Source organism: Amycolatopsis sp. NBC_00438 (genome assembly GCF_036026695.1).
Classification (GTDB): domain Bacteria; phylum Actinomycetota; class Actinomycetes; order Mycobacteriales; family Pseudonocardiaceae; genus Amycolatopsis.
In genome coordinates this window covers 5507437-5526048 of the sequence record NZ_CP107923.1, presented here as the reverse complement: position 1 = coordinate 5526048, position 18612 = coordinate 5507437, and the positions used below count along the sequence as shown (strand labels likewise).

The window sequence follows — 18612 nt, the reverse complement described above, 5'->3', positions numbered from 1 at the left end:
TCGGGCTCTTGCGCCGCTCATTGCTTGGTTTGCTGACAGCTTGGGAACCGTTCTCCAGCAACGGAACAGGTCGCTGATCAGGTCGAGGGAATACTTGATGCGCACCCTCTTGCCGGGGTCCCGACCTCGATGCCCGGCATCGGTGTCAGAACCGCAGCTCGCATCCTGCTCGAGGTCGGCGACGCCTCCACTTCGCCAGCTCCGGACAACCTCGCCGCCTACGTCGGCATCGCCCCGGTCACCCGAAGCTCCGGCACCAGCATCAAGGGCGAGCATCCAGCCCGGACCGGTTACTGGAAGCTCAAGCGGGCGTTCTTCCTCGCCGCGTTCGCGGCCTTGCACGACCCGTTCAGCTGGGCGTACCACGACCGCAAACGAGCCGAGGGCAGGAAGCACAACGCCGCCCTGATTTGCCTACCCGCCGCCGCTGCGACGTCCTCTAAGCGATGCTTCGCAAAGGCACCCACTACCGACGCCCCGATCTGGCTCCCACCCCCGCTGCGGCTTGACAACCACATAGTGACACACCCCATGGCCAGCCAACGGGTCATCGCGTAGCAAGGACGGTCTGCCGGTTTTGCTCGCTACTGATCGTTAGAATGCCTTGTACAGCTCGGCGGGGTCGACGTTCGACAGCGCGAGCGCGGCTTCGTGCGGCGAAGTTCCATCGACACCGACACCGGCCGCGAGGGCCAGTACCCGCGTGCGGCGGCCGAGTCGACGCGAGCTTCGGCGGTGCCCGAGATCGTGCCGATCACTTCGATGTTATTGCTTGTGCCTGGTGAGATCTGTCGATATCGGCCAAAGTTCGGGTCGCGGGTGATCAGGGGCCGGTCGGGTTGCAGGTGCTGAAAACCTCTTTAGGTCGGCTGTTTCAAGTACCGCCGAGTAGGCAGCTCTGAGCCTGGCCATCAGGGGCACCGAACGGTTCGAGCAGGACAAGCCCGAACTGCATGCCAACTTGGTGGTCGCCCCGTGGCCCCGACGGTGGCCGCATCAACGTGTAACAACACGCCCCATCGGCGCGACCTATGGTTCGTTGGCGGTGTCAAGCAAGACAGGCGGTCCCATGCGGCTTTTGCCACGGCTGATCAAGTGTGCCGCAGGCGCTGCGGCCGTAAGTGCTGTCACATTGGCCCAGCTGAACCTGCCGAGCCCTCAGTTTTGGGGAGGCCAGCGTCCGCTGCTCTATGTCGCGGTCGTAGCGCTTACGATAGTTGCGATGAGTGACCTGGCCGGAGCAGTTTTTTCGGTGGTGCAACTCTCAACTGTTCGTAGATTTGACCAAGAACTGCAGGCCGTTATGAGTGCTGGAATATCCGAGTTGGCTCGTTGCGCTCCCGCAAATTGGCGGGAAATTGGTATCTCAGTATTTCATCGCCGAAGACTATTCTGGTTGACCCGCTTGCACTTGGTAGACAGGCTGCGGCTAGGATCTGGGCCATCCGTTGGCGCACGATGGCGCCCCGGCTCATCGGTAGTGGGACAAGCATTTCGTCGCCAGAATCTTCTAGTGGTCGACTGGAAGAGTTTCGTCAAGAATGGCGAAAGTGTGGGCCCCAAGAACTGGGATAGCCAGGCGGAGACCTACGGGCTCAGCTGGGGACAGTTCATGCGTACCCGACCCCTAGTCGGTTTGGCTGCCTGTCCGGTATACAATGAAAATGGAACACTGATAGGCGTAGTATGTGTCGACGCGCCGGCCGTGTTGTCTGAGACTAGTGTAAGTCCCACGCTTCGTGATATTTCCCTGGCAGTAGGAGATCTTGGAAACCCTCCATCCTCGTGGTGGAATTACGTGGGGCGGCGGTCGCGATGATCGATCATATCTTGTCGGCGTCGTTTGTGGACGCTGTTGCGCGTTTTGGAGGGTCCAGCAGGCAGCTTGCAAGACTGCGTGCGATGGCGAGCGCGGGGGTCGACGCCGAGCAGTTCGAACCGGTCGTGGAACGTCAGGTGCGTGAGCCGGAGACCACAGTGCAGAATCTGCGGTCGGATGCGGGTTCGTCGCCCTCGGGCGGCGGTCGGTACGCGTCGACGGATGAAGGCCGGTTCCGTCCGCAAGAACTCCCACGTCAGGCGGTAACTGCCGAAGGTGGCATCGATGTTGCTGTTTGGTCAGGGGCAATGAATCTGTACCTTAGTACAATTGATCCGGATACCGGAAGTCCATATAGTGACCGCCCACTCGTCGTCAGCGCTCGTGCGGCAGTACAGAGTACCGCGTCTTCCAGTCGCGCGCAGGCGATCAAACTGTCCGCCGAAACTGACGAAAAAGCCGCAATGCAAGAGAAGCAGGCGGCAAAACATTTGAGAAATGCGGCCGACGAGATCGAGCAGATCTCCGGAATTCTTGATGAACCCGTGATAGGGCCAGATGGAGGGGTGACCGACGCGCGGCAGATCTATCTGGTGCACCAGCAGGACCTAGAGTTGGCCCGCCGGCGAAGCGCGGAAGGCAACTCCCGTCATACCCAGCAAAACTGGAAAGCGACCTGGCGACTGCTCGCGGTAAGCTTCCTCGGCATCATGGATGCGACTCTGCTGTGGGCGCCACTATTGAATCTCACCTTCGAAGGTAGTCCCGACAATATGTTCCGCTGGGCGATCGCGCTGGGGATGGTGTCCCTGCAGGTGCTTGCCATCGAATGGTCGGTCCGCTCGTTTATTGGCGCAGAGCGCAGCAGTGTTGATCGCAGAGAAGCTGCTGTCGATTACAACCGGCCTTTCAAGAGTGGTGGCACCGGACGCTGGCCAGCGCCTACGGTCGACGATATTCTCGACGCCGATCGAAACTTTGCGGACGCATACCGGTTACTCGTGTGCATAGCTGCGGCGATCGGGGTGCTAGGCGGCGTGCGCATCGCGTGGCTTGCAAGGCAAGCGGATTTGCCTATCTATGAGGCTGGCATCTTTGCTGTCGTCGTCGGCCTGGTCTGGTATGCCTGGGTGTGGCAGTTGGCTCAACTATTTTGTCGAGGTAATCTGCTCGGCGACCGGTTGTGGGTCGAGCGTGAGGTGATTGACGAGATCAGTGGCCGCATCCGGAAGGCGCAGGGTAAAATTGCAGAGGAGCGGGAAAAGGCCTCCAGTGCATTGGCTGAGAGTGATTCCCTGGCAACCGAGGCGCAATCCATGCGCCACCGCATCATGGCGGAGAATTGGCGCGCCGTAGAGCTCGGATGGGCATGGCTAGGTCTTCCTCTCGAAGATCTGAACCGCGATGACTTCGAGCGAGAAGCGCTCCCCTCGGTCGAAGAGGCCTCTCTGAAGGCGCGGGACGAGTTAATTCGAAGACTCGATCGGGTCAACGCCTGGCTCTCCAACCGTACGGCGATCTTCACCGCAAACGCCACGAACGCGCTTAACTCACCCGAGATCGCGGATACAACTGAATCAAATCAGAAATTTCCTCTGCGTTCTGAACTCGGAGGCCGAGCCGTAACATTTTCTGCCCTGCAACCTCTGGAAGTTCCCGAAAAACCCGCAGCCCCATATCAATGGATGCTCTCCGGAGTCACGCTAATAATTGGTGCGACGGCCCTTGCTGCATTCTTTGCACGCGCAATGTAGAGAATGTAGTCCACGGTGAGAGTTCGTATCGGTCAGGTGCAGTGCTGATCGGCCATCAGGGGATCTGCGGGGCCCGCGTCTCCGCCGTGGCCACGGGAGCCGCGCAGACCTGGTTGCGGCCGCTGCCCTTGGCGATTTACAACGCTGCGTCGGCCCTTGCATTACCGCCTCTAGGTCCGGTCCGTGGGCTGGGCGGCGCGCGAACAGCGGCTGACCGTAGGCTCCGACCGAAACCGTGTTGCCCCGGCCGCCGGGGTGGTGCCGAACCCCGCCCCGACCGTGGCGAGAACACACTGAAAGGCCGGCGGCGTCGCACGCGCGCCGATGCGCCAGATCCCGGGCCGCAGCGATCAGTTCGACCACGTCCGGGGTCAGCTGCCGGGTCAGGTCCTTGCCGACCGCGGTGGCTGGCCGGGCCCGCGCCACGGTCACCGACGGCCGGACCATTCCGGTGGGCTGATGGGGACTGAGCTCGGAGTCTAGCCAGGCTTCCAGCAACCAGGCGGGTCCGCTCCGCTCGGTAGGAGACGGTCACGCTGATCCACCCGCCGTCGGGGCCCATGAGCGCGGCGTCCTCACCGACACGGCGGGACGTGACGGCGCGCCACGGCGCGCCGAGCGCATCGGCGATCTCGCGCAGGTACGGCATTACCTCGTGCGACATCTCCTGGGGTTCCTTCCGATCGCAGGGGTGTGCCGATTCGGTTGCCGGTGCCGCGGTCGCGGTGGGCCGGCGTTCCGGGTGGCACGTCGTGGAGCCGGTGACATCGCGGACCGGGGCCACGGCGGCCCCGCAACTTGGCCCGCTCCGATGGACTGCAGGCGGCCGCCGCGGTCCTGGGCGGCGCTACCATGGGTTTCCTGGCGTGCCCGGCCGGTTCTCGCCGACTGCTGCGGTTGACCGAGTGCGGCGGGCGGCGCGAGCGGCGTCAACACCGGCTTGCCAGCGGCTCCATCGGCGCCCGGCTTGGCGGGCCTTGAAGTGCGCGATGTTGTTCGCTGGGATCCCGACCGGTGCCGGCCCCAGGACGGCGAGCAGATCGGATTCTTCTTGCGAGTGCCAGCCTGCGTCGGCGATGGACTGCTCGTCGGGGAAAACATCGGCGACCCGGTCCATAGCGGGGTCCAATGTGGAGTCCTGGGTGCCGCCGTAGGAGTAGACCCACCAGAAGTTGCGGGGCGGGTTCGGCTCGACCAGGTCCCGGAACGCGGCGACTTCCTTGGTGTAGGCGTAGAAGCGGGTGCGCTGGCGGCCGCGCATGATTTCCAGCCAGGCGGCGAGGTAGGGGCGGGAGTAGAAGTCGCCGCTGTCGTGGATCCGCACCCACGCGTCGACGAACCGGTTGTGGGACAGCTCATCCAGCATCGCGTGTTGCCAGCCGGGCAGGTCGTCCATGGTCCAGCGCAGGTTCTCCTGGTGCCGCGCTTTCACCTGAGGGAAGAGGTAGGTGCCGTTGCGGGCGTAACAGGCTTGCGCGCACACCCCGGCCGAAGGGCACGCGTTGTAGTTGCGGCCATCCGGTAGCTTCCCGGCGAACGCCGGCAAGGACCAGTTCCAGATCCCGAGCCGCTTCAGTTCGCGGTTCTGTCGTAGCAAGGTCATCGTGACCACCGTCCTCATGCCACTCGATGCATGGGGAGGCCACACCAAGATCCGGTTCATTCCACCGTACACCCGCTGTGCTACGGCGACGAGACACCGGAGCCGACTGGCAGACCGTCCTATACGGAATGATCTGCTGGGTGATCAGGTGAGCTCGGCGAGCTCGCGACGGCGGGACGCCCACTCCGACGACGTCCACGCGGATGGCATCTCGGCCAGGCAGTCGCGGGCGGCCCGACCGGCCGCGGTGCGGTCGCCGAGGGTGCCCAGGACGAACGCGTGTTGGCCGAGGAAGAACGGCGCGGTGTACCAGTAGCCCAAGGGCGGTAACTCATCGGCCGACGGAAGGTGCTCGATCATGCTGTGGATCGATAACGAGCGGCAGCGTCAGGTCATCGTGGTAGGTTCGCGCGTCGGCCGGGCTACGGGGGTCGGTCATCGTGGTCCTCCCGGCGTGGACCGGCGCCCGGCTGAGCGGTCGGTGGATGACGTGGCGGCGGCGCGGCGGCACGGTGGTGGAGGGGTACGGGCCGGTATCGGCTGTGTCAGCGGCAGGTGCGGAAGCTGGCAGTGGAGGATGCCGGTGTCGTAGGCGATGGCGACGGCGTGCGCTCGGTTGCGTGCCCGCAGTTTGGCGAAGATGTTCTTTGTGTGGGTGCGGACGGTTTCGGTTGAGCGAAATTGTCGCAGTCCGATCTGGATGTTGTTGAAACCGCGTGCGACGTCGCGCAGGACCTCCAGTTCGGTGGCGGTCAGGTCGGTCCTTCGGGTCATGGTCGGACCTCCGGGGTCGTTCGGCGGGCGAAGGGGCTGGCCGGGTCGGCGCGGCGCGTGCCCTGACCCGGCCAGCCCGAACCGGTGTTCGGCATGCCCGGGGCAGGGCGTGCCGAACTCGGGGATTCCCGGTTCATTCAGGTGGCCTCGCGCGGGATGGTGTGCGGACGGCTCGGGTATCCAGGCCCCGGCGTGGCACCGGTCAAGGCCCCGGCCCGCCTACGGGAGTCCGAGCTCGCCGGGTGGGCCTTGACCGGTGTCGCGGGGCCTGGTCGCGTGATCGAGGCCGCGCGCCGCCCTGCGAGGTCACGCGTGGTCGGGAACTGCTGCAACGATCGCGGGCTCGCGATCCGCCGTCCACGCGATGAGGGCATCGGCGGCGGCGTGGACGGAGTCGTAGCCGGGCAGGTCGTCGCCGGGCAGGTCGGGACGCAGTACGGATCCGGCGAGGGTGCCGGGCTCGTAGCGGTCGAACACGCCGGCGGTGGTGAGGTGGACGCTGCAGACGACGCGGCCGTAGACGCGGACCTGCCAGATCTGGTCGAACCGGTAGACCGCACGCCTCGGTGCGGTCCGGGGGGTGGCGGTAGGCGGCCCACCAGTTGGTGATCGTGCAGTCGATCACCCGGTCGCCGGCGTTGACAATCGCGGTGACCGCGTCGCGGGCCAGAGCCGGGCCGACGAGGTCGGCCAGCATCGTGAACGCATCCCGCGCTTCACCGATCGCGACCAGTACCGGCGCGGCCTGCTCCCGCAGAGCCGCCGCGTCGAGGAGCCCGAGTTCGGTGTTGCGGCCGGCGTAGGCGCGGGCATCGGTGAATCCGCGGACCCAGCCGGGGGCAAGGGCGTCGCGGCAGGTGATGCAGTCGTGGCAGCGGTAGATGCTCGGACGGGACACGGCGATCGAGATGCCGTATCCGGTGTTCGTGCAACCGTCGCTGCCGCACACCAACGGCACGAAGGTGCTGGTGCTCATGACGAAGGTCCTCTCGCGTAGCGGAAGGGAAAGCGAGGGCGGGGACCGGTGAGAGCTCAGACGGCGGCGAGGACCTTGCGCAGGACGGCGGTGGTGGCGCGGTCGTGCTTGGCCAGCTCGCCCTTCATCACTCGGGTCATGTTGCGTTCGGCGCGGGTGGCGCCGCGGATGACGGCTTCGTGGTTCAGGTGGGTGTTGACGGCCTGCACGACACCCCAGCCGGTGTTCTTCCACGGGCTGACGCGGCTGTCGCTGGTCCACAGGCGGGTGAGAGCGGAGCGTTTGGTGGCGGCGTTGGTGCGTTTGCGGCCGGGCTCGTCGGGGATCGGGGTGTGGGCGTCGAGGAATGCCTTCCAGGCCCGGTCAGTGACGGTGGTCTGGCACAGCTTCTTGACTTCGGCGGCGAAGTCGTCGGCGACGGTGTGCACGATTTGCAGTGCCTCACGGGCCGAGAGCAGCTGCAGGGCGCTGTTGCGCTTGTGGACGATGGCGTGTTCTTGGCCGTCCTCGCGCAGGCCGGCGGCCATGGTGTTGTCGCAGACGACGTTGGTGACGACCCGCTTGTAGCGAGTCTTCAGGCTGGCGTCGTGGCTGGAACAGGCCAGCAGGTTGGGCCGGAACTCCACCCCTTCTGGGGTGACGATGTTGTCGGGTACCTCGACGCTGACCCAGGCTTGCTTGCGTTCCCGCAGCAGTCCGGCGGAGCCGATGGTGAGGCCGTCGTCGAGCAGGGCGGCGACGTTGTCCAGCAGCCAGGTGCCGTACTGGTGGATGCCGTATTCGTCGGTGTGGATGGCGAGGATGTCGCCGGTGTCGGAGGTGGTGATGCCCAGGTGCTGCTCGGCGAGGCGGAGCCCGAACCGGTCTTCGATGAAGACCCGGGCCGGTTCGGCGGTCCAGCTGAACAGGCGTCGTTTGACGTCGGTGATGGGGATCGGTCCGGGGTAGTGGTTCGCTTCGGTGCCTTGGTCTATGGCGCGGTAGTGCCAGGCGTGGCCGCGTTTGTCGGTGAATCCGATGAGGACGTTGGTGTTGAGCCACTTACTGGTTTCCTTTGACACGAAGGTCGCCCTTCCGGTGTGGCGCGGTGCGAGCCTGGTGCCTGGGATGGCGGGCTCGCGGTGGACGGCCACGGATCACCAGGCCGAGCGCCGGCGGTGCACAGGCCCCGTAGCGCGGAACGAGCCCGCGGTACGGGCTGATGGCCGTGCACCGCCGGCGCGGGCCTGGTTCCCTCGGCTCGGTCACACCGCGACGGCCGAACGCCCGGCGCATCGGAATCGCCCGATCCGCCTAGAGTGCGATGGCCGGGCTGAGAGTCACCCGACTCGCGCTGTTGCGGGCGATCCCACCCGGAGACGGCGTCGCCGATCTTCGGGGCGTTCGCCGAGGCCGAGCAGGTGCAGGACGCGTTCGATGTCCGGCTCGGTGGGGGCCGGCGCGACCATGGAGCCGGTGTGCAGATCGCGCAGCGGTAGCGGCTGGGACTGGCCGTGGCGACGACGTTTGAGGATCGCCACGTCGCCGTGGGTGTCGCGGAAGTCCTGTTCGAGCTGGGCGTACCAGGCGAACCGGTCGGGGAAGACGTCGCGGGTACGGCGCCAGTGGGCCTGCCCACCGCGCACGCAGAGACCGCCGCGGCCTGTTGACCAGACTAACTACGGACGCGCCGTCGTCCTGCCCGATCTCACGATCGGGGAGGCGAGATCGAGTACGCGCTCCTCGACCAGCTGCCAGCGCTGGTGTAGGCAGCCAACATGGCCACGAACTGCACGTTCCCCAGTCGCAGGCCGACAACGACGGCCGTCGGCCGCCACCGGACCGGCTGGTGGTCGACCTCGACCCCGAGCCGGGGACGTCAGTTGGGCACTGCTGCGTCGCCGGCCAGCTGCGCGACCTCTTAGTTGGATGCAAGCACCGAGTAACGGCGGTCGTGAAGTACGCGACCCATTGGGTACGAGTTTGGAGTCAACCGGGTTCTCTGCGTCGGCAGGCCCATAGGCTCTTGTCCGGTCGTCTGTTTGGAGGAGAGACCATGGTCACTGGACGCGGTGTGCGGTGGGTGTGGGTGGGCCGTGTTGTTTTCGTTGTGATCGTGGCGGGGTTGGTCACCTACCTAGCCGTAGTCGGTCTGGACAAGGCCGACAAGGTGAGCAGCAGCATCGGCGCTGTCCTGGCGTTGACGGCACTGGTGGCGCCGTACCTGCTGCCGCGCTCACGAGGGGAGGACGTGGTGCCAGATGACGTCGAGGTGGGCGAGACGTCGGTGAAGGACTCCGGAGACGCCCAGGCCACCGGCGGAGGCCAGGCGAACACCGGCGCCGAGGTCGTCGACGGTGACACGGGCGCCGTGCGGGTGACCAAATCAGGCAAAGCAATCGCTGACGGGCCGAATTCGGTCGCCAACACCGGCGTCCGGCGGGTTCCTCGCTCGTGACTGAGCGGAAGCGCCAGCCCGCTGACCGGCGGGACGGCGTGGAGGTCCGGGATTCGGGTGAGGCCAGCGCCGACAACGGCGGTGTGGCCAACACCGGGGTGATGGGTGATGTCTATATCGGGCGACCAAGTGACACTGCTCAACCGTTCGAACCATTGGACGAGTATTCGTCGGCCTTCGGCAATGACAACACTTGTCCGTACAAACCGACTCGCCTGGAGTACATTCAAGGCGCGATCCAGGTGCGTGATCAACTGGTCCGTAACGTTATCGAATATCTGCGGTCGGGAGTTTGTCTGCTGCAGGGCCGGGGGACAGTCGGCAAGACCACGCTGGCCCTCTTCGTAGGGCTGCGGCACGACGCTGATGGAGGCACAACCTACTACCTCGACTTCACCGAGGATGCGCTGGAGCGCCCGAACGCGGCGTTGGCGCTCGACAGCATGTCGGCCCTGGCGAGCAGTTCGATACTGTTCATCCTCGACAACGTCCACGCTGACGAATCGTTGGCGAACGCCATGTACCGGCACTGGCAGCGTCACGGTGCTGGTAGTCAACTCTTGCTCGTGGGCCGAACCGTATCGAGGACGACGAGAGCCACCATCGAAGGTTCCGGCTTAGCTCGACTCCAGTCGAATGCAGTGATTTTCGATGTCACCGAGGATGACCTGCTCCACACGTACCGGCGGCTCGCCCGGATCAGCGATCTGAACGATAGCGATCTAGTGCCACAACAGGCCACAGTTGCAGCATGGTGTCAGCTTTTCGCTAGCGACCGGATTGCCTTTGTGACTGCAGTGAGGCGACACCTGGAAGGGCGAAACCCACGGCGATGGATCACCTCCGGATTCCCTTTAACGGCGAATGACGCGATCAATTACGTTAAGGAGCAGTACCTTGACCCCTACCCGGATGCCCGTCAAGCGCTGGCACAACTAGCTGCAGTCAGTACGGTAGAGATGAGCATGCCCGACGACCTGGTGTCTCCGGGCGTCTTGCGCAGCCTAATGGCAGCTGGCGTCGTCCATGCAACGACCCACGGAAAAGAGTTCCATCGACGGTACGCATTGACACACCCCGGCCTGGGTCACCTAATTGCGAAGGCTACTCGGACGCGCGAAATTGACGCGGTGCTAGCCGAACTGGCAACGAATAGCCCGAAATTCGGATTCGCGCTTTCATTTCGCCTAGTCCTACTTGGCCGACGCGCCGAAGCGGTCGAGATCTTGCGAAAGCTCACGTCTGACCCGAAAATGACTACCTCCAGCTTGTATGAGAAGCGAGTAACAGTAGTGATTATTTCGTTAGTCGCAAAGCTCGGGGTAATGACGTACAAGCAGATGGACGACCTACTTCGCTCCGAAGAAATCCCATTCACTTTATTAGAATCGGCCGCGCTCGACCTCGGCGGCGCGAAAATACTATTACAGTTTCTGATGCACCGAATGCCTATGTTTGCGAAGCGACTAGCTGAGCGACTGGCGGAGCCTGACCTTCGCGCAAAAGTTGCCGACGCAATCCCCAAGGACCTCGGCGGTGCCACAAGGTTTCTCCAGTACGCCGCTATGCACCAGCCCCAGCTGGTCGATCTGCTCCGGCCGTTGCTGATTGATAGGCAGCGCCTGACCAACCTCGCCGACGAGATCCCAAACAATAACCTAGGCAACGTCGCCGAGTTTCTCCGTTACGCGGCCAGGCGTCTTCCCGAGTTGGCTCGCCCGCTGGGGTCGTTGCTACTCGAGGAGCAGCGGCTGACCAATCTCGCCGACGCTATCCTAAACAACCTTGGCAACGCCACAGGCTTTCTCGAGTTCGTCGCCAGTCACCTGCCTGAGCTGGAGTGCCCATTGGTGCCGTTGCTGCTTGAGGAGCAGCGGCTGACCGGTCTCGCTGACGCCATCCCGAACAACAATCTCGGCAACGCAACAAGGTTTCTCGATTACGCCGCGGTCCACCAACCCGAGCTGCTGGATCTGCTCCGGCCATTGCTGCTCGAGGAACCTCGGCCAGCCAGCCTCGCCGACGCCATCCCCAACCACCTCGGCAACGCCACCGAGTTCCTCGAGTTCACTGCCAGTCACCTGCCCGAACTGGCGGGCCTGTTGGGGCCGTTACTGCTCGAGGAGCGTCGGCTGGCCAGCCTCGCCGACGCCATCCCCAACAACCTGGGCAACGCCACCGAGTTCCTCGAGTTCACTGCCAGTCACCTGCCCGAACTGGCGGGCCTGTTGGGGCCGTTACTGCTCGAGGAGCGTCGGCTGGCCAGCCTCGCCGACGCCATCCCCAACAACCTGGGCAACGCCACCGAGTTCCTCGGGTACGCCGAAGTCGACCATACCGAACTGCTGGACCTGCTTCGACCATTGCTAGTCGAGGAGCGTCGACTGACAAGCCTCGCCGACGCCATCCCCAACAACCTACTCAACGCAACAACGTTTCTCGAGTACGCCAATGTCCACCAACCCGAGCTGATTGATCTGCTTCGGCCATCGTTGGTTGAGGAGCAGCGCCTAGTCAGGCTTGCCGACGCCATCCCCAATGACCTAGGCGGCGCTGCGAGATTCCTAGAATTCGCGCACAGAGATATTCCGACGTTAGCAATAGAGATTGCAGAGCTGCTCGCGGACCCCAAAGCTATCAGTCGAATAGTCGACGTAGCGCCAAGCAGCTTCGAAGGCCTACTAAGCTTCTTGCAATTCACATTTTCCCAAATGTCGACAGTTGCCGAGCGAGTGGCGACCGAACTCGCCGACTCCTGGCATGTGCCACTCTTAGTAGAGCGGACTAAGGCTGGAACGCGGCATCGCAACGCGTTTTACGCGCTAACCGAACTAGTAGACCTTCATCAACCGGAGGTCGCTCGCTCACTGTGGACTTTACTCGAACCAAACGATCTGTCATGATCTAAAAATCGCTTCGATACCTCACCTGCAATATTTGGTCGTGATGACGCCCGTTGTCGCAATTAGCAGATGGCGGTCTAAACTAGCCCCCATTGCGACCACCGTTCGCGCATTGATATGGCAAGGACTCCCGCCTGGGTCGAGCCTGTCGACGTAGTTCGGTAAAAGTTGTTGTGGCTGAACCCGAAGCGGTACAGCCGCGGTGGCTCCAGCCCGGTATCACGCACCAGGCCAGCAGATCGTCTTTGGTGAGGCCGGGATGGCGCATCAGCGGGTACTCGACCCGCCACGGCCGCCACCCGGCGGTGATCGCGGGCGCTCGGCGCTGTTCGCCGGGTTCGAGTCCGACGTAGAGGACGGTGTCGGCCGGGTCGGCATGCTCGGTCAGCCAGCGTCGGCACGGTTTCTGCTTGAGGGCTTGAGAACACGGTGCGATACGGGCGTTGCCGAGGAAGTGACGCTGCTGGAACAGTTCGAAGGGCGTCCGGCCGTCACAGACGCGGGTGCTGGGGATCCCGAGCCGTTCTGAGGCGTCGGTGTTGAACCGGTAGAGGTCACTGTCCTCGACGAGAACATCGGCAAACAGCAATGTGACGGGCTCACCGGGGTGGTCGCGGCGGACCAGCTCGGCGGTGCCCCACGAGCCGATGCCGCCCGACCACTGGATCACGTGATGCACGGTGACGCTCCCGGATATCGAAGGAAAGCCGCGGCGCCCGCTCACGAACAGAGAGCAGGCACCGCGGCCAGTAATCGGCGCGAGGACGGGCTACGAGCGCGAGCCGGCGACACGTGCGGCGAGGTGCTGGAGTTCCCAGTCGAGGGCGACACCTTCGATGCGCTGCTGAAGCAGCGCGCCGAGGGTGCCCGTGCCGGGTGCGGCGGTGGCGTGGGCGAGCGCGTACGCGGCGAAAAGCCGCGCACGTCGGCGCAGGGCGCTGGCGGCGATGAGTGCGGCGAGCTTGGCCCGGATCCCCTGGTCGGCGGCGCCGCGGTGGAGCGCCATCCACAGTTGCTCGATACGACGGAGATCCAGATCGGCCGGCGGGACGAGCAGCGGTGCGTAGATGGTGTTGTCGCGCAGCGCGCAGGTGACGGCGAATCCGTTCTCGTCGTCGGGGAACTCGCCGCGGGTGGCGTCGTCGATGGCCTGCTCGACGATGTGGTGGGTGTGGTCGTCGCAGTGCACGAGCATGGGCAGCACGGCGCGGGCGAAGCGGCCGAGGTGGGTGGGGATGGTCTCGCCGTGATCGGTGAACGGCAGTCCCCAGGGCAGGGCGGCGTCGGCGACGATGCGCAGGGGTGGGGTGAGGTCCAGGGGTGTGGTGGTGGGGAGGATGGCGCTGATGCGGTGCGGTTCGCGGTAGTCGCGCAGGATGGCGCCGGGCTGGGTGTGCGGGGTCCAGTAGCAGCCGGTCACGGTGTGCCCGGCGGGGCGCAGTGCAGTCTCGAGTGCGGCGATCGCGGCCCGGTGCGGCAACGGTCGGGAGTCCCGGCTGTCGCCGACCACGACGATCAGTAGGTCGGCGTTGCTGCCGGCCGGGAGTTGGGCGTGGATGTGCTTGGTCATCGCCGGGGTGTGGAGGGTGGCGATGTCGGCCGAGGGGAACGCCAGGACCGCTGGTGTCATCGGATCAGGGGAACGGGTGGGGAAGCCGACGACGAACAGGGTGGCGGAGCTGTTGTCGGGCAGGACGCCGATCGCCTCGCTGGGGGTCAGGTAGGTGGTCACGGTGAAGGGGCTCCCGTCGATCAGCCCTCCCGTACGTGGCGCGGGAGGGCGGTGGCGGCTCACCGGAGGGGGTGAGCCGCCACCGCCCGAGCGCGCGCCTGACGGCGGCCCGTTATGGCCGACGGGCGAGCGGTCATCGTCAGGTCGGGGCCGCCGTCGGGGTGCGCGCTAGCCTCGGCCGGCCTCATCCGCCGAGGCCGCTGCTTCCGGCTCCCCGTCCGTCTCGGCGTCCTCGTCGATCGCGTCGAGGATGTCGTCGGCGCGCAGCCGCAGTACGCGTTGTCCGGATCCTCGTGCGAGAGACTGCACAGATCGACGATCTCGGTTGCGCGGATGCTGTTGGAGTCGTTGCCCCGCTTGCCTTGGGTGCGACGGGTGGAAACGAAGTACCTGACCATGATGTCCTCCTCGGTGTCCCCGGCTCGGTGGCCGCGGTTGCGGCCCGCGCCAGCGGGCCCCGGCGGTCCGGGGCAAGCCCGTCGCCGGTGGACCGGCGCGGGCGTGGCGGCTGGTGCGGGCTTGCCGTGGACCGCAGGTCTGCTGCACTGAGCTGCGGCCACGTCCGACCGGGCCGGTCACGCGTCGGGGAGGGCATCGCGGGTGCCTGCGTTTCGCGCAGGACCCGACACCGAAAGTTATCACGAAAAAATCCGCCACACGTGTGGCGAATTAACTGATCGTGGTGCACTCTGGATCTCAGAAGGTGATCCACAGTGGTCCAGACGGGAGTGACCACAATGGACCCTTCCGGGGACCGGGTTCGCTCTCAACCCCCAGGCGAACTAAGGGTTCCCGGCTCGGGAGGGGTCGCAGGGGAGGGCACCCCTCCCGAGCCAATCAGCAACCGTGCCGTTCGGCCGCCGGGAAGGCAGCCAGGCACTTGCAGTGGAAGCGACGACGCAGGCAGATCCGCTCGTCTGATTCCGCGAATTCGCACGCGCGTCGATGAACCGTAGCTCTCACCCTCGGTCGAGTGATCTGCTTGGCCGGTCCCGGCGCGCCAGCTCGACGGGAGGCTCTTCATGACAACAACTGTCTTACGTGGCAAGCGGATCGCGGCGTCACTGCTGACGCTCGGTGCGCTCACGGCCATGACGCTGGCTGCAGCGGAACCGGCGCACGCGGCCGAATCACCGCGACTGGCCGAGGCGGTCTCCGGCCCGCTCGATGCCGATGGTCCGGGCGAGAGCGACATCGTCGCCGATACGCCGGCGGTCGCACCCGATGGCACACTCGTCTGGCCGGCACCCACCTCCGCGCCGACGCGACCGATGTCGTCGGCGACGACGCAGGGCTGGATCGCGGCAGTCGCGACCGCAGACGGTGCGCGCATCCGTTCCCGGCCGGTCAACGGCCCGATCTTGGGCACCATCCCTTACGGCGCCGGGTTCTGGGTCTCCTGCACCCGCGGGGCATCGGACGGGCATGCCTGGGGCTGGTCCTACCGCGGCGGCACCTACGGCTGGGTCCGGGCCGACTTGTGGGAGGTCGAGCAGCACACCGGCCCCGGCGGGGCCGGGACACCGCAGGTTCCGCGGTGTCCGTGACATCACTGATGTCGTGACAGTCGCCGACGTTGCTGGCGTGCGCGGATCGGCCCGGCCGGTGTATTCGCCCGGCCGGGCCGACATCTAAGTGTCGGACCGCCGGGCTGGTGGACCGGTGCCTCGCCGCCAACTGACCGATATCACCGCCGACATGACAGCAGATCCGCGCTGTACAAGGAAGGCTGGGGTACGTGAGTCCGAAGGCGGCGGTCAGGCCCGGAGACCGTGCAGGAACTGGATCAGTTCGGGCAGCGGTGTGCTGCACAACTCGGCCATGCGCTGCAGGGCTGAGAGATCGAAGCGAAAGTCCGTAGTGGTGCCGGACTGGTGAAGCTGTTGCTGAGCCCAGGAACGCAGGGGCGCGAGATGTGGCTCGGCCAGCCCGGCGAGCGTGGACAGATCCGCCACGAGGCAGTCGTGTGCGACACGCCGATGAACTCTGGCGATCAGGTCCTGCGGGAGTTCGTTCATCGCTTGGCAGAGATCGAATAGGCGCAGCACTGAAATCCGCCGGGTGCCGAGTTCGTACGTGGCCAAGGTCTGCAACGAAACGTCGATCTTGACATGGTGCAGTAGGTCCATCCTTGTCCAGCCGCGCCGGCGACGCAGCGCGCGCAGTTCGTCTCCGAGAATCTGTTGAAACGTGGGTGTGTCGAGCGTCCCCGGCGAGAGGTCAGGCCGGCGCTCGGCCGCGACGCTGTCCTCGCCGGTCTCCATGCCCGGAGCCTGTGCCGTCGCGTGAGGGCCGGGTTCTGTCGTTACCGGGTAATTCGAATCCGTTTCCGGTTCTGGTTCGGGTTCTCGTGTGGCGTCAACGAGTTCCCGCACCAATCTGTCGACCATGGTCGGAGCCAGTGTCGTGCCGCACTCGTCGGCGGTTCGACCGCTGAGGGAGTAGCCAGCTTCGTCGTCGGCGAGGTGATGAACGGTCATCGAACGAGTTTCTCCTTTGCCGTGTGAGCGCTGATGTCAGCGTTGTCGTACTTTGCCGTTGCCGCCGGCCCGGACGGTGGTGCGGCCGGGAGGCCGTTCGGGATGTCGCCCTCATCTGGCGGCTGCGCCGATGTCGCTGGTGCGGCCCGGCATGGAATCGGCTGCGTGGTGGTCGCCTCCGGATACGAAGAATCGGACCGGGTGCCGTGGCGGATGAGGAAGCTGGTGGGCGTAAGAGCTTCTCGTTGCGTGTCGGTGATCGGTGGTTGTCCGGGAGTGAGGTTGCTGTGGTCGGGTTGTGGTGCTGGGGGGTCGAGTTGTTCGGCGGCTTCGCTGATGGTGATGGCGTCGAGTGCGCTGAGCAGCCTGGCGCACTGGCGGTAGCCGACGAGAAGTGCCGGGGTTGGTGAGGTAGGTGGTGGCGTAGTGATGATGGATGGCCACAGCGATCGCGGTCGTGGCCTGCTCGTAGAGGGTGAAGTGGGCGACCAGGCCGGGCGGACAGTGCCGGGCAGGCACGACCCTGATCGTGATGTGTCGTTGTTCAGCCAGTGAGCGGAGATGGCCGATCTGGCGTTTTCGGAGCGCCGGTGTGCAGGCGCGCAGGGCGGTGTCACCGAGGAGGAAGGTGTAGTGCCGTCGAGGGTTGGTGAGGGCTTCGAGGCGCTGAGGCAACGCGAGGGTGTAGGCGTCGCTGATGCCGGTGTCGGCCAGTTGGTGGGTGATGAGCGCGAGGTCGTGTTCGGGGGTGCGCAGCAGATCGGGGATGAGCGTGGGTGCCCAGACAGTGACCCGGTCGGCGACCTGCTCGTAGTGCCAGGCGATGGCCGCATGGCTGTCGTGTTCGGTGTCGACGAGGTCGGACGCTGCGTTGTGAGCGGGGGCGGTGATGATGCGTTGCGCGGTGGCGTAGTCGGTGCCGAGGCCTCCCAGCATGAAGGCAGCGGTGGTGGGGTCGGTGATCGAGCTCGCGCCCTCGATGTTCGACAGCCGTCCTGGTGCTAGGCCCAGGGTTCGAGCGAAGTGGCGCAAGGTGAGCCGGTGGGCCAGGCGTTGGCCGCGGAGCCTGAGGCCGACTCGGATGGCCGTGGGGTTGTGGGCGGTGGGAGCGGGTTTGCGGCGGGGCATGGTCTTCCCGGTGCGAGGTGGTGAGCCTACGGTGATTCGGCCGGCGTGTGCCGAAGCGCGGTCGGGCCTGGCAGTGGGCACATCGAGTTGTAACGGGCCGGTTGAGACGCGGGCGGCGGGCGCTGGTGGCGCCGTGACGTGATGCGCGTGATCGCTTCGGTGGCGGCTCGCTGAGGTCACGGAACCGGTGATGGTTGGTCGTCGGGGAGTGCCAGCGCGTGACTGGTCTCGGCTTGATCGAGTGCGTTGGCGGTGAGCCAGGCGGCGGTGTCGGCGCTGCGGGCGAGGATGTCGCGGGCGGAGGTGTAGGTGCCGGCGTGATCGTGGTGGGCGGCGACGGCGATCGCGGTGTCGTCGCGGTGGTAGAGGGTGAAGGGGGTTGCCAGGCCCGGTGAACACCGGTTGATCGGCACGATCCGGACAGTGATGTTCGTGTGGTGCGAAAGAGTTCGCAGCAGGATCAGTTGCCCGGCTCGCGCGGGCTGGGGGCAGGTGAGCAGCGCGGCGTCGCCGATGAGGAACGTGTGGCTGCGGTCAGGGTTGGTGATGAGGGCGTCGCGGCGTGAGAGCAGGGTCTGTCGTTGGTGGTCGGCGTAGTCGGTGTCGACGAGCGGATGTTGGAAGAGCAGGTCGTCGTGCTCGGATGTGCGGAGCAGGTCGGGCAGCTGGATGGGCGCCCATGCGATGGTGTGGTTGGCGATGTGCTCGTAGCACTGTGCCGCGATGGTGTGGGTGTGGGTGTGGGTGTGGTGGTCGGTGACCAGGTGCGGTGAGGCGTTCTCGACGTGGGTGAGGATGCGGTGGGCGCTGGCCGGGTCGATGTCCAGGGCTCCGAGGATCCATGCCACTAGCGTGGGGGGATTGTGGCCGGCTGCCTGCTTCCATTGCCCCGAGAAGCTCGGGGTGCAGGCGCAGTTTGCGGGCGAATGCTCGCGGCCCGAGGTTGTGTCCAATCCGGATTTCGCGCAGCGCATCGCCGGCCAGTGCCGCCGCGGGAGTGCGCGGC

The 18612-nt window shown here is 65.5% G+C and carries 17 protein-coding genes and 2 pseudogenes; 7 read left to right on the top strand and 12 right to left on the bottom strand.

The genetic code is table 11. The annotated features are described in order from the left end of the window. Positions 1-31 precede the first annotated feature (31 nt). Positions 32-509 (top strand): annotated as a pseudogene (locus OG494_RS24335) (transposase); the annotation flags it as partial. Positions 510-1785: 1276 nt separating this feature from the next. Next, entirely contained in the window at positions 1786-3573 is a 1788-nt protein-coding gene (locus tag OG494_RS24330) for a hypothetical protein (protein ID WP_328442821.1), read from the top strand. Positions 3574-4420: 847 nt separating this feature from the next. Here the strand turns inward: OG494_RS24330 and OG494_RS24325 are convergent. From OG494_RS24325 to OG494_RS24310, 4 genes are all read right to left on the bottom strand, one after another. Then, positions 4421-5176 (bottom strand): GP88 family protein, encoded by a 756-nt coding sequence (locus OG494_RS24325; RefSeq protein WP_328442820.1) that lies wholly within the window; start codon positions 5174-5176, stop codon positions 4421-4423. 144 nt (positions 5177-5320) lie between these two features. Continuing rightward, positions 5321-5536: a hypothetical protein gene (locus OG494_RS24320; protein WP_328442819.1), complete on the bottom strand. Its 216-nt coding sequence runs from the start codon at positions 5534-5536 to the stop codon at positions 5321-5323. Between the two features lie 75 nt (positions 5537-5611). Next, positions 5612-5950 carry a response regulator transcription factor gene (locus OG494_RS24315; RefSeq protein ID WP_328442818.1) on the bottom strand — a complete coding sequence of 113 codons (339 nt, stop codon included), beginning with the start codon at positions 5948-5950 and terminating at the stop codon, positions 5612-5614. 306 nt (positions 5951-6256) lie between these two features. Further along, positions 6257-6427: a hypothetical protein gene (locus OG494_RS24310; RefSeq protein ID WP_328442817.1), complete on the bottom strand. Its 171-nt coding sequence runs from the start codon at positions 6425-6427 to the stop codon at positions 6257-6259. 404 nt (positions 6428-6831) lie between these two features. On the opposite strand from OG494_RS24310, the gene OG494_RS24305 reads away from it, so the two are divergent. Further along, entirely contained in the window at positions 6832-6978 is a 147-nt protein-coding gene (locus OG494_RS24305; protein ID WP_328442816.1) for a hypothetical protein, read from the top strand. A 4-nt stretch (positions 6979-6982) separates the two neighbouring features. On the opposite strand, the gene OG494_RS24300 is transcribed toward OG494_RS24305, so the two are convergent. Next, a complete protein-coding gene (locus tag OG494_RS24300; RefSeq protein ID WP_328442815.1) occupies positions 6983-7987 on the bottom strand; it encodes a DUF932 domain-containing protein in 1005 nt (334 codons plus the stop codon). Positions 7988-8245: 258 nt separating this feature from the next. Then, positions 8246-8551 (bottom strand): hypothetical protein, encoded by a 306-nt coding sequence (locus tag OG494_RS24295; protein ID WP_328442814.1) that lies wholly within the window; start codon positions 8549-8551, stop codon positions 8246-8248. Positions 8552-8571: 20 nt separating this feature from the next. On the opposite strand from OG494_RS24295, the pseudogene OG494_RS24290 reads away from it, so the two are divergent. From OG494_RS24290 to OG494_RS24280, 3 genes and pseudogenes are all read left to right on the top strand, one after another. Next, a pseudogene (locus OG494_RS24290) lies at positions 8572-8778 on the top strand (hypothetical protein); the annotation flags it as partial. A 183-nt stretch (positions 8779-8961) separates the two neighbouring features. Next, complete coding sequence (locus OG494_RS24285) at positions 8962-9363, top strand: hypothetical protein (RefSeq protein ID WP_328459238.1); 402 nt, start codon at positions 8962-8964, stop codon at positions 9361-9363. After that, the gene (locus tag OG494_RS24280; protein ID WP_328442813.1) at positions 9360-12266 is read left to right on the top strand and encodes a hypothetical protein; all 2907 of its coding nucleotides are present in this window, start codon (positions 9360-9362) and stop codon (positions 12264-12266) included. Before OG494_RS24285 ends, OG494_RS24280 begins: the two co-directional genes overlap by 4 nt. A gap of 82 nt (positions 12267-12348) precedes the next feature. Here the strand turns inward: OG494_RS24280 and OG494_RS24275 are convergent, their stop codons facing one another. The 3 genes from OG494_RS24275 to OG494_RS24265 all read right to left on the bottom strand — a co-directional run bounded on the left by OG494_RS24275 (position 12349) and on the right by OG494_RS24265 (position 14307). Further along, positions 12349-12945 carry a hypothetical protein gene (locus OG494_RS24275; protein WP_328442812.1) on the bottom strand — a complete coding sequence of 199 codons (597 nt, stop codon included), beginning with the start codon at positions 12943-12945 and terminating at the stop codon, positions 12349-12351. Positions 12946-13035: 90 nt separating this feature from the next. Then, complete coding sequence (locus tag OG494_RS24270) at positions 13036-13998, bottom strand: hypothetical protein (RefSeq protein WP_328442811.1); 963 nt, start codon at positions 13996-13998, stop codon at positions 13036-13038. Positions 13999-14166: 168 nt separating this feature from the next. Then, the gene (locus OG494_RS24265) at positions 14167-14307 is read right to left on the bottom strand and encodes a hypothetical protein (protein WP_328442810.1); all 141 of its coding nucleotides are present in this window, start codon (positions 14305-14307) and stop codon (positions 14167-14169) included. 713 nt (positions 14308-15020) lie between these two features. On the opposite strand from OG494_RS24265, the gene OG494_RS24260 reads away from it, so the two are divergent. Then, the gene (locus OG494_RS24260) at positions 15021-15545 is read left to right on the top strand and encodes a hypothetical protein (protein ID WP_328442809.1); all 525 of its coding nucleotides are present in this window, start codon (positions 15021-15023) and stop codon (positions 15543-15545) included. Positions 15546-15755: 210 nt separating this feature from the next. Here OG494_RS24260 and OG494_RS24255 read toward each other — a convergent pair whose 3' ends face one another. From OG494_RS24255 to OG494_RS24245, 3 genes are all read right to left on the bottom strand, one after another. Then, on the bottom strand, positions 15756-16478 hold the full coding sequence (locus OG494_RS24255) for a hypothetical protein (RefSeq protein WP_328442808.1): 723 nt from the start codon (positions 16476-16478) through the stop codon (positions 15756-15758). Between the two features lie 111 nt (positions 16479-16589). Continuing rightward, complete coding sequence (locus OG494_RS24250; RefSeq protein ID WP_328442807.1) at positions 16590-17510, bottom strand: Scr1 family TA system antitoxin-like transcriptional regulator; 921 nt, start codon at positions 17508-17510, stop codon at positions 16590-16592. A gap of 272 nt (positions 17511-17782) precedes the next feature. Next, positions 17783-18580 carry a Scr1 family TA system antitoxin-like transcriptional regulator gene (locus OG494_RS24245; RefSeq protein ID WP_328442806.1) on the bottom strand — a complete coding sequence of 266 codons (798 nt, stop codon included), beginning with the start codon at positions 18578-18580 and terminating at the stop codon, positions 17783-17785. Positions 18581-18612 lie beyond the last annotated feature (32 nt).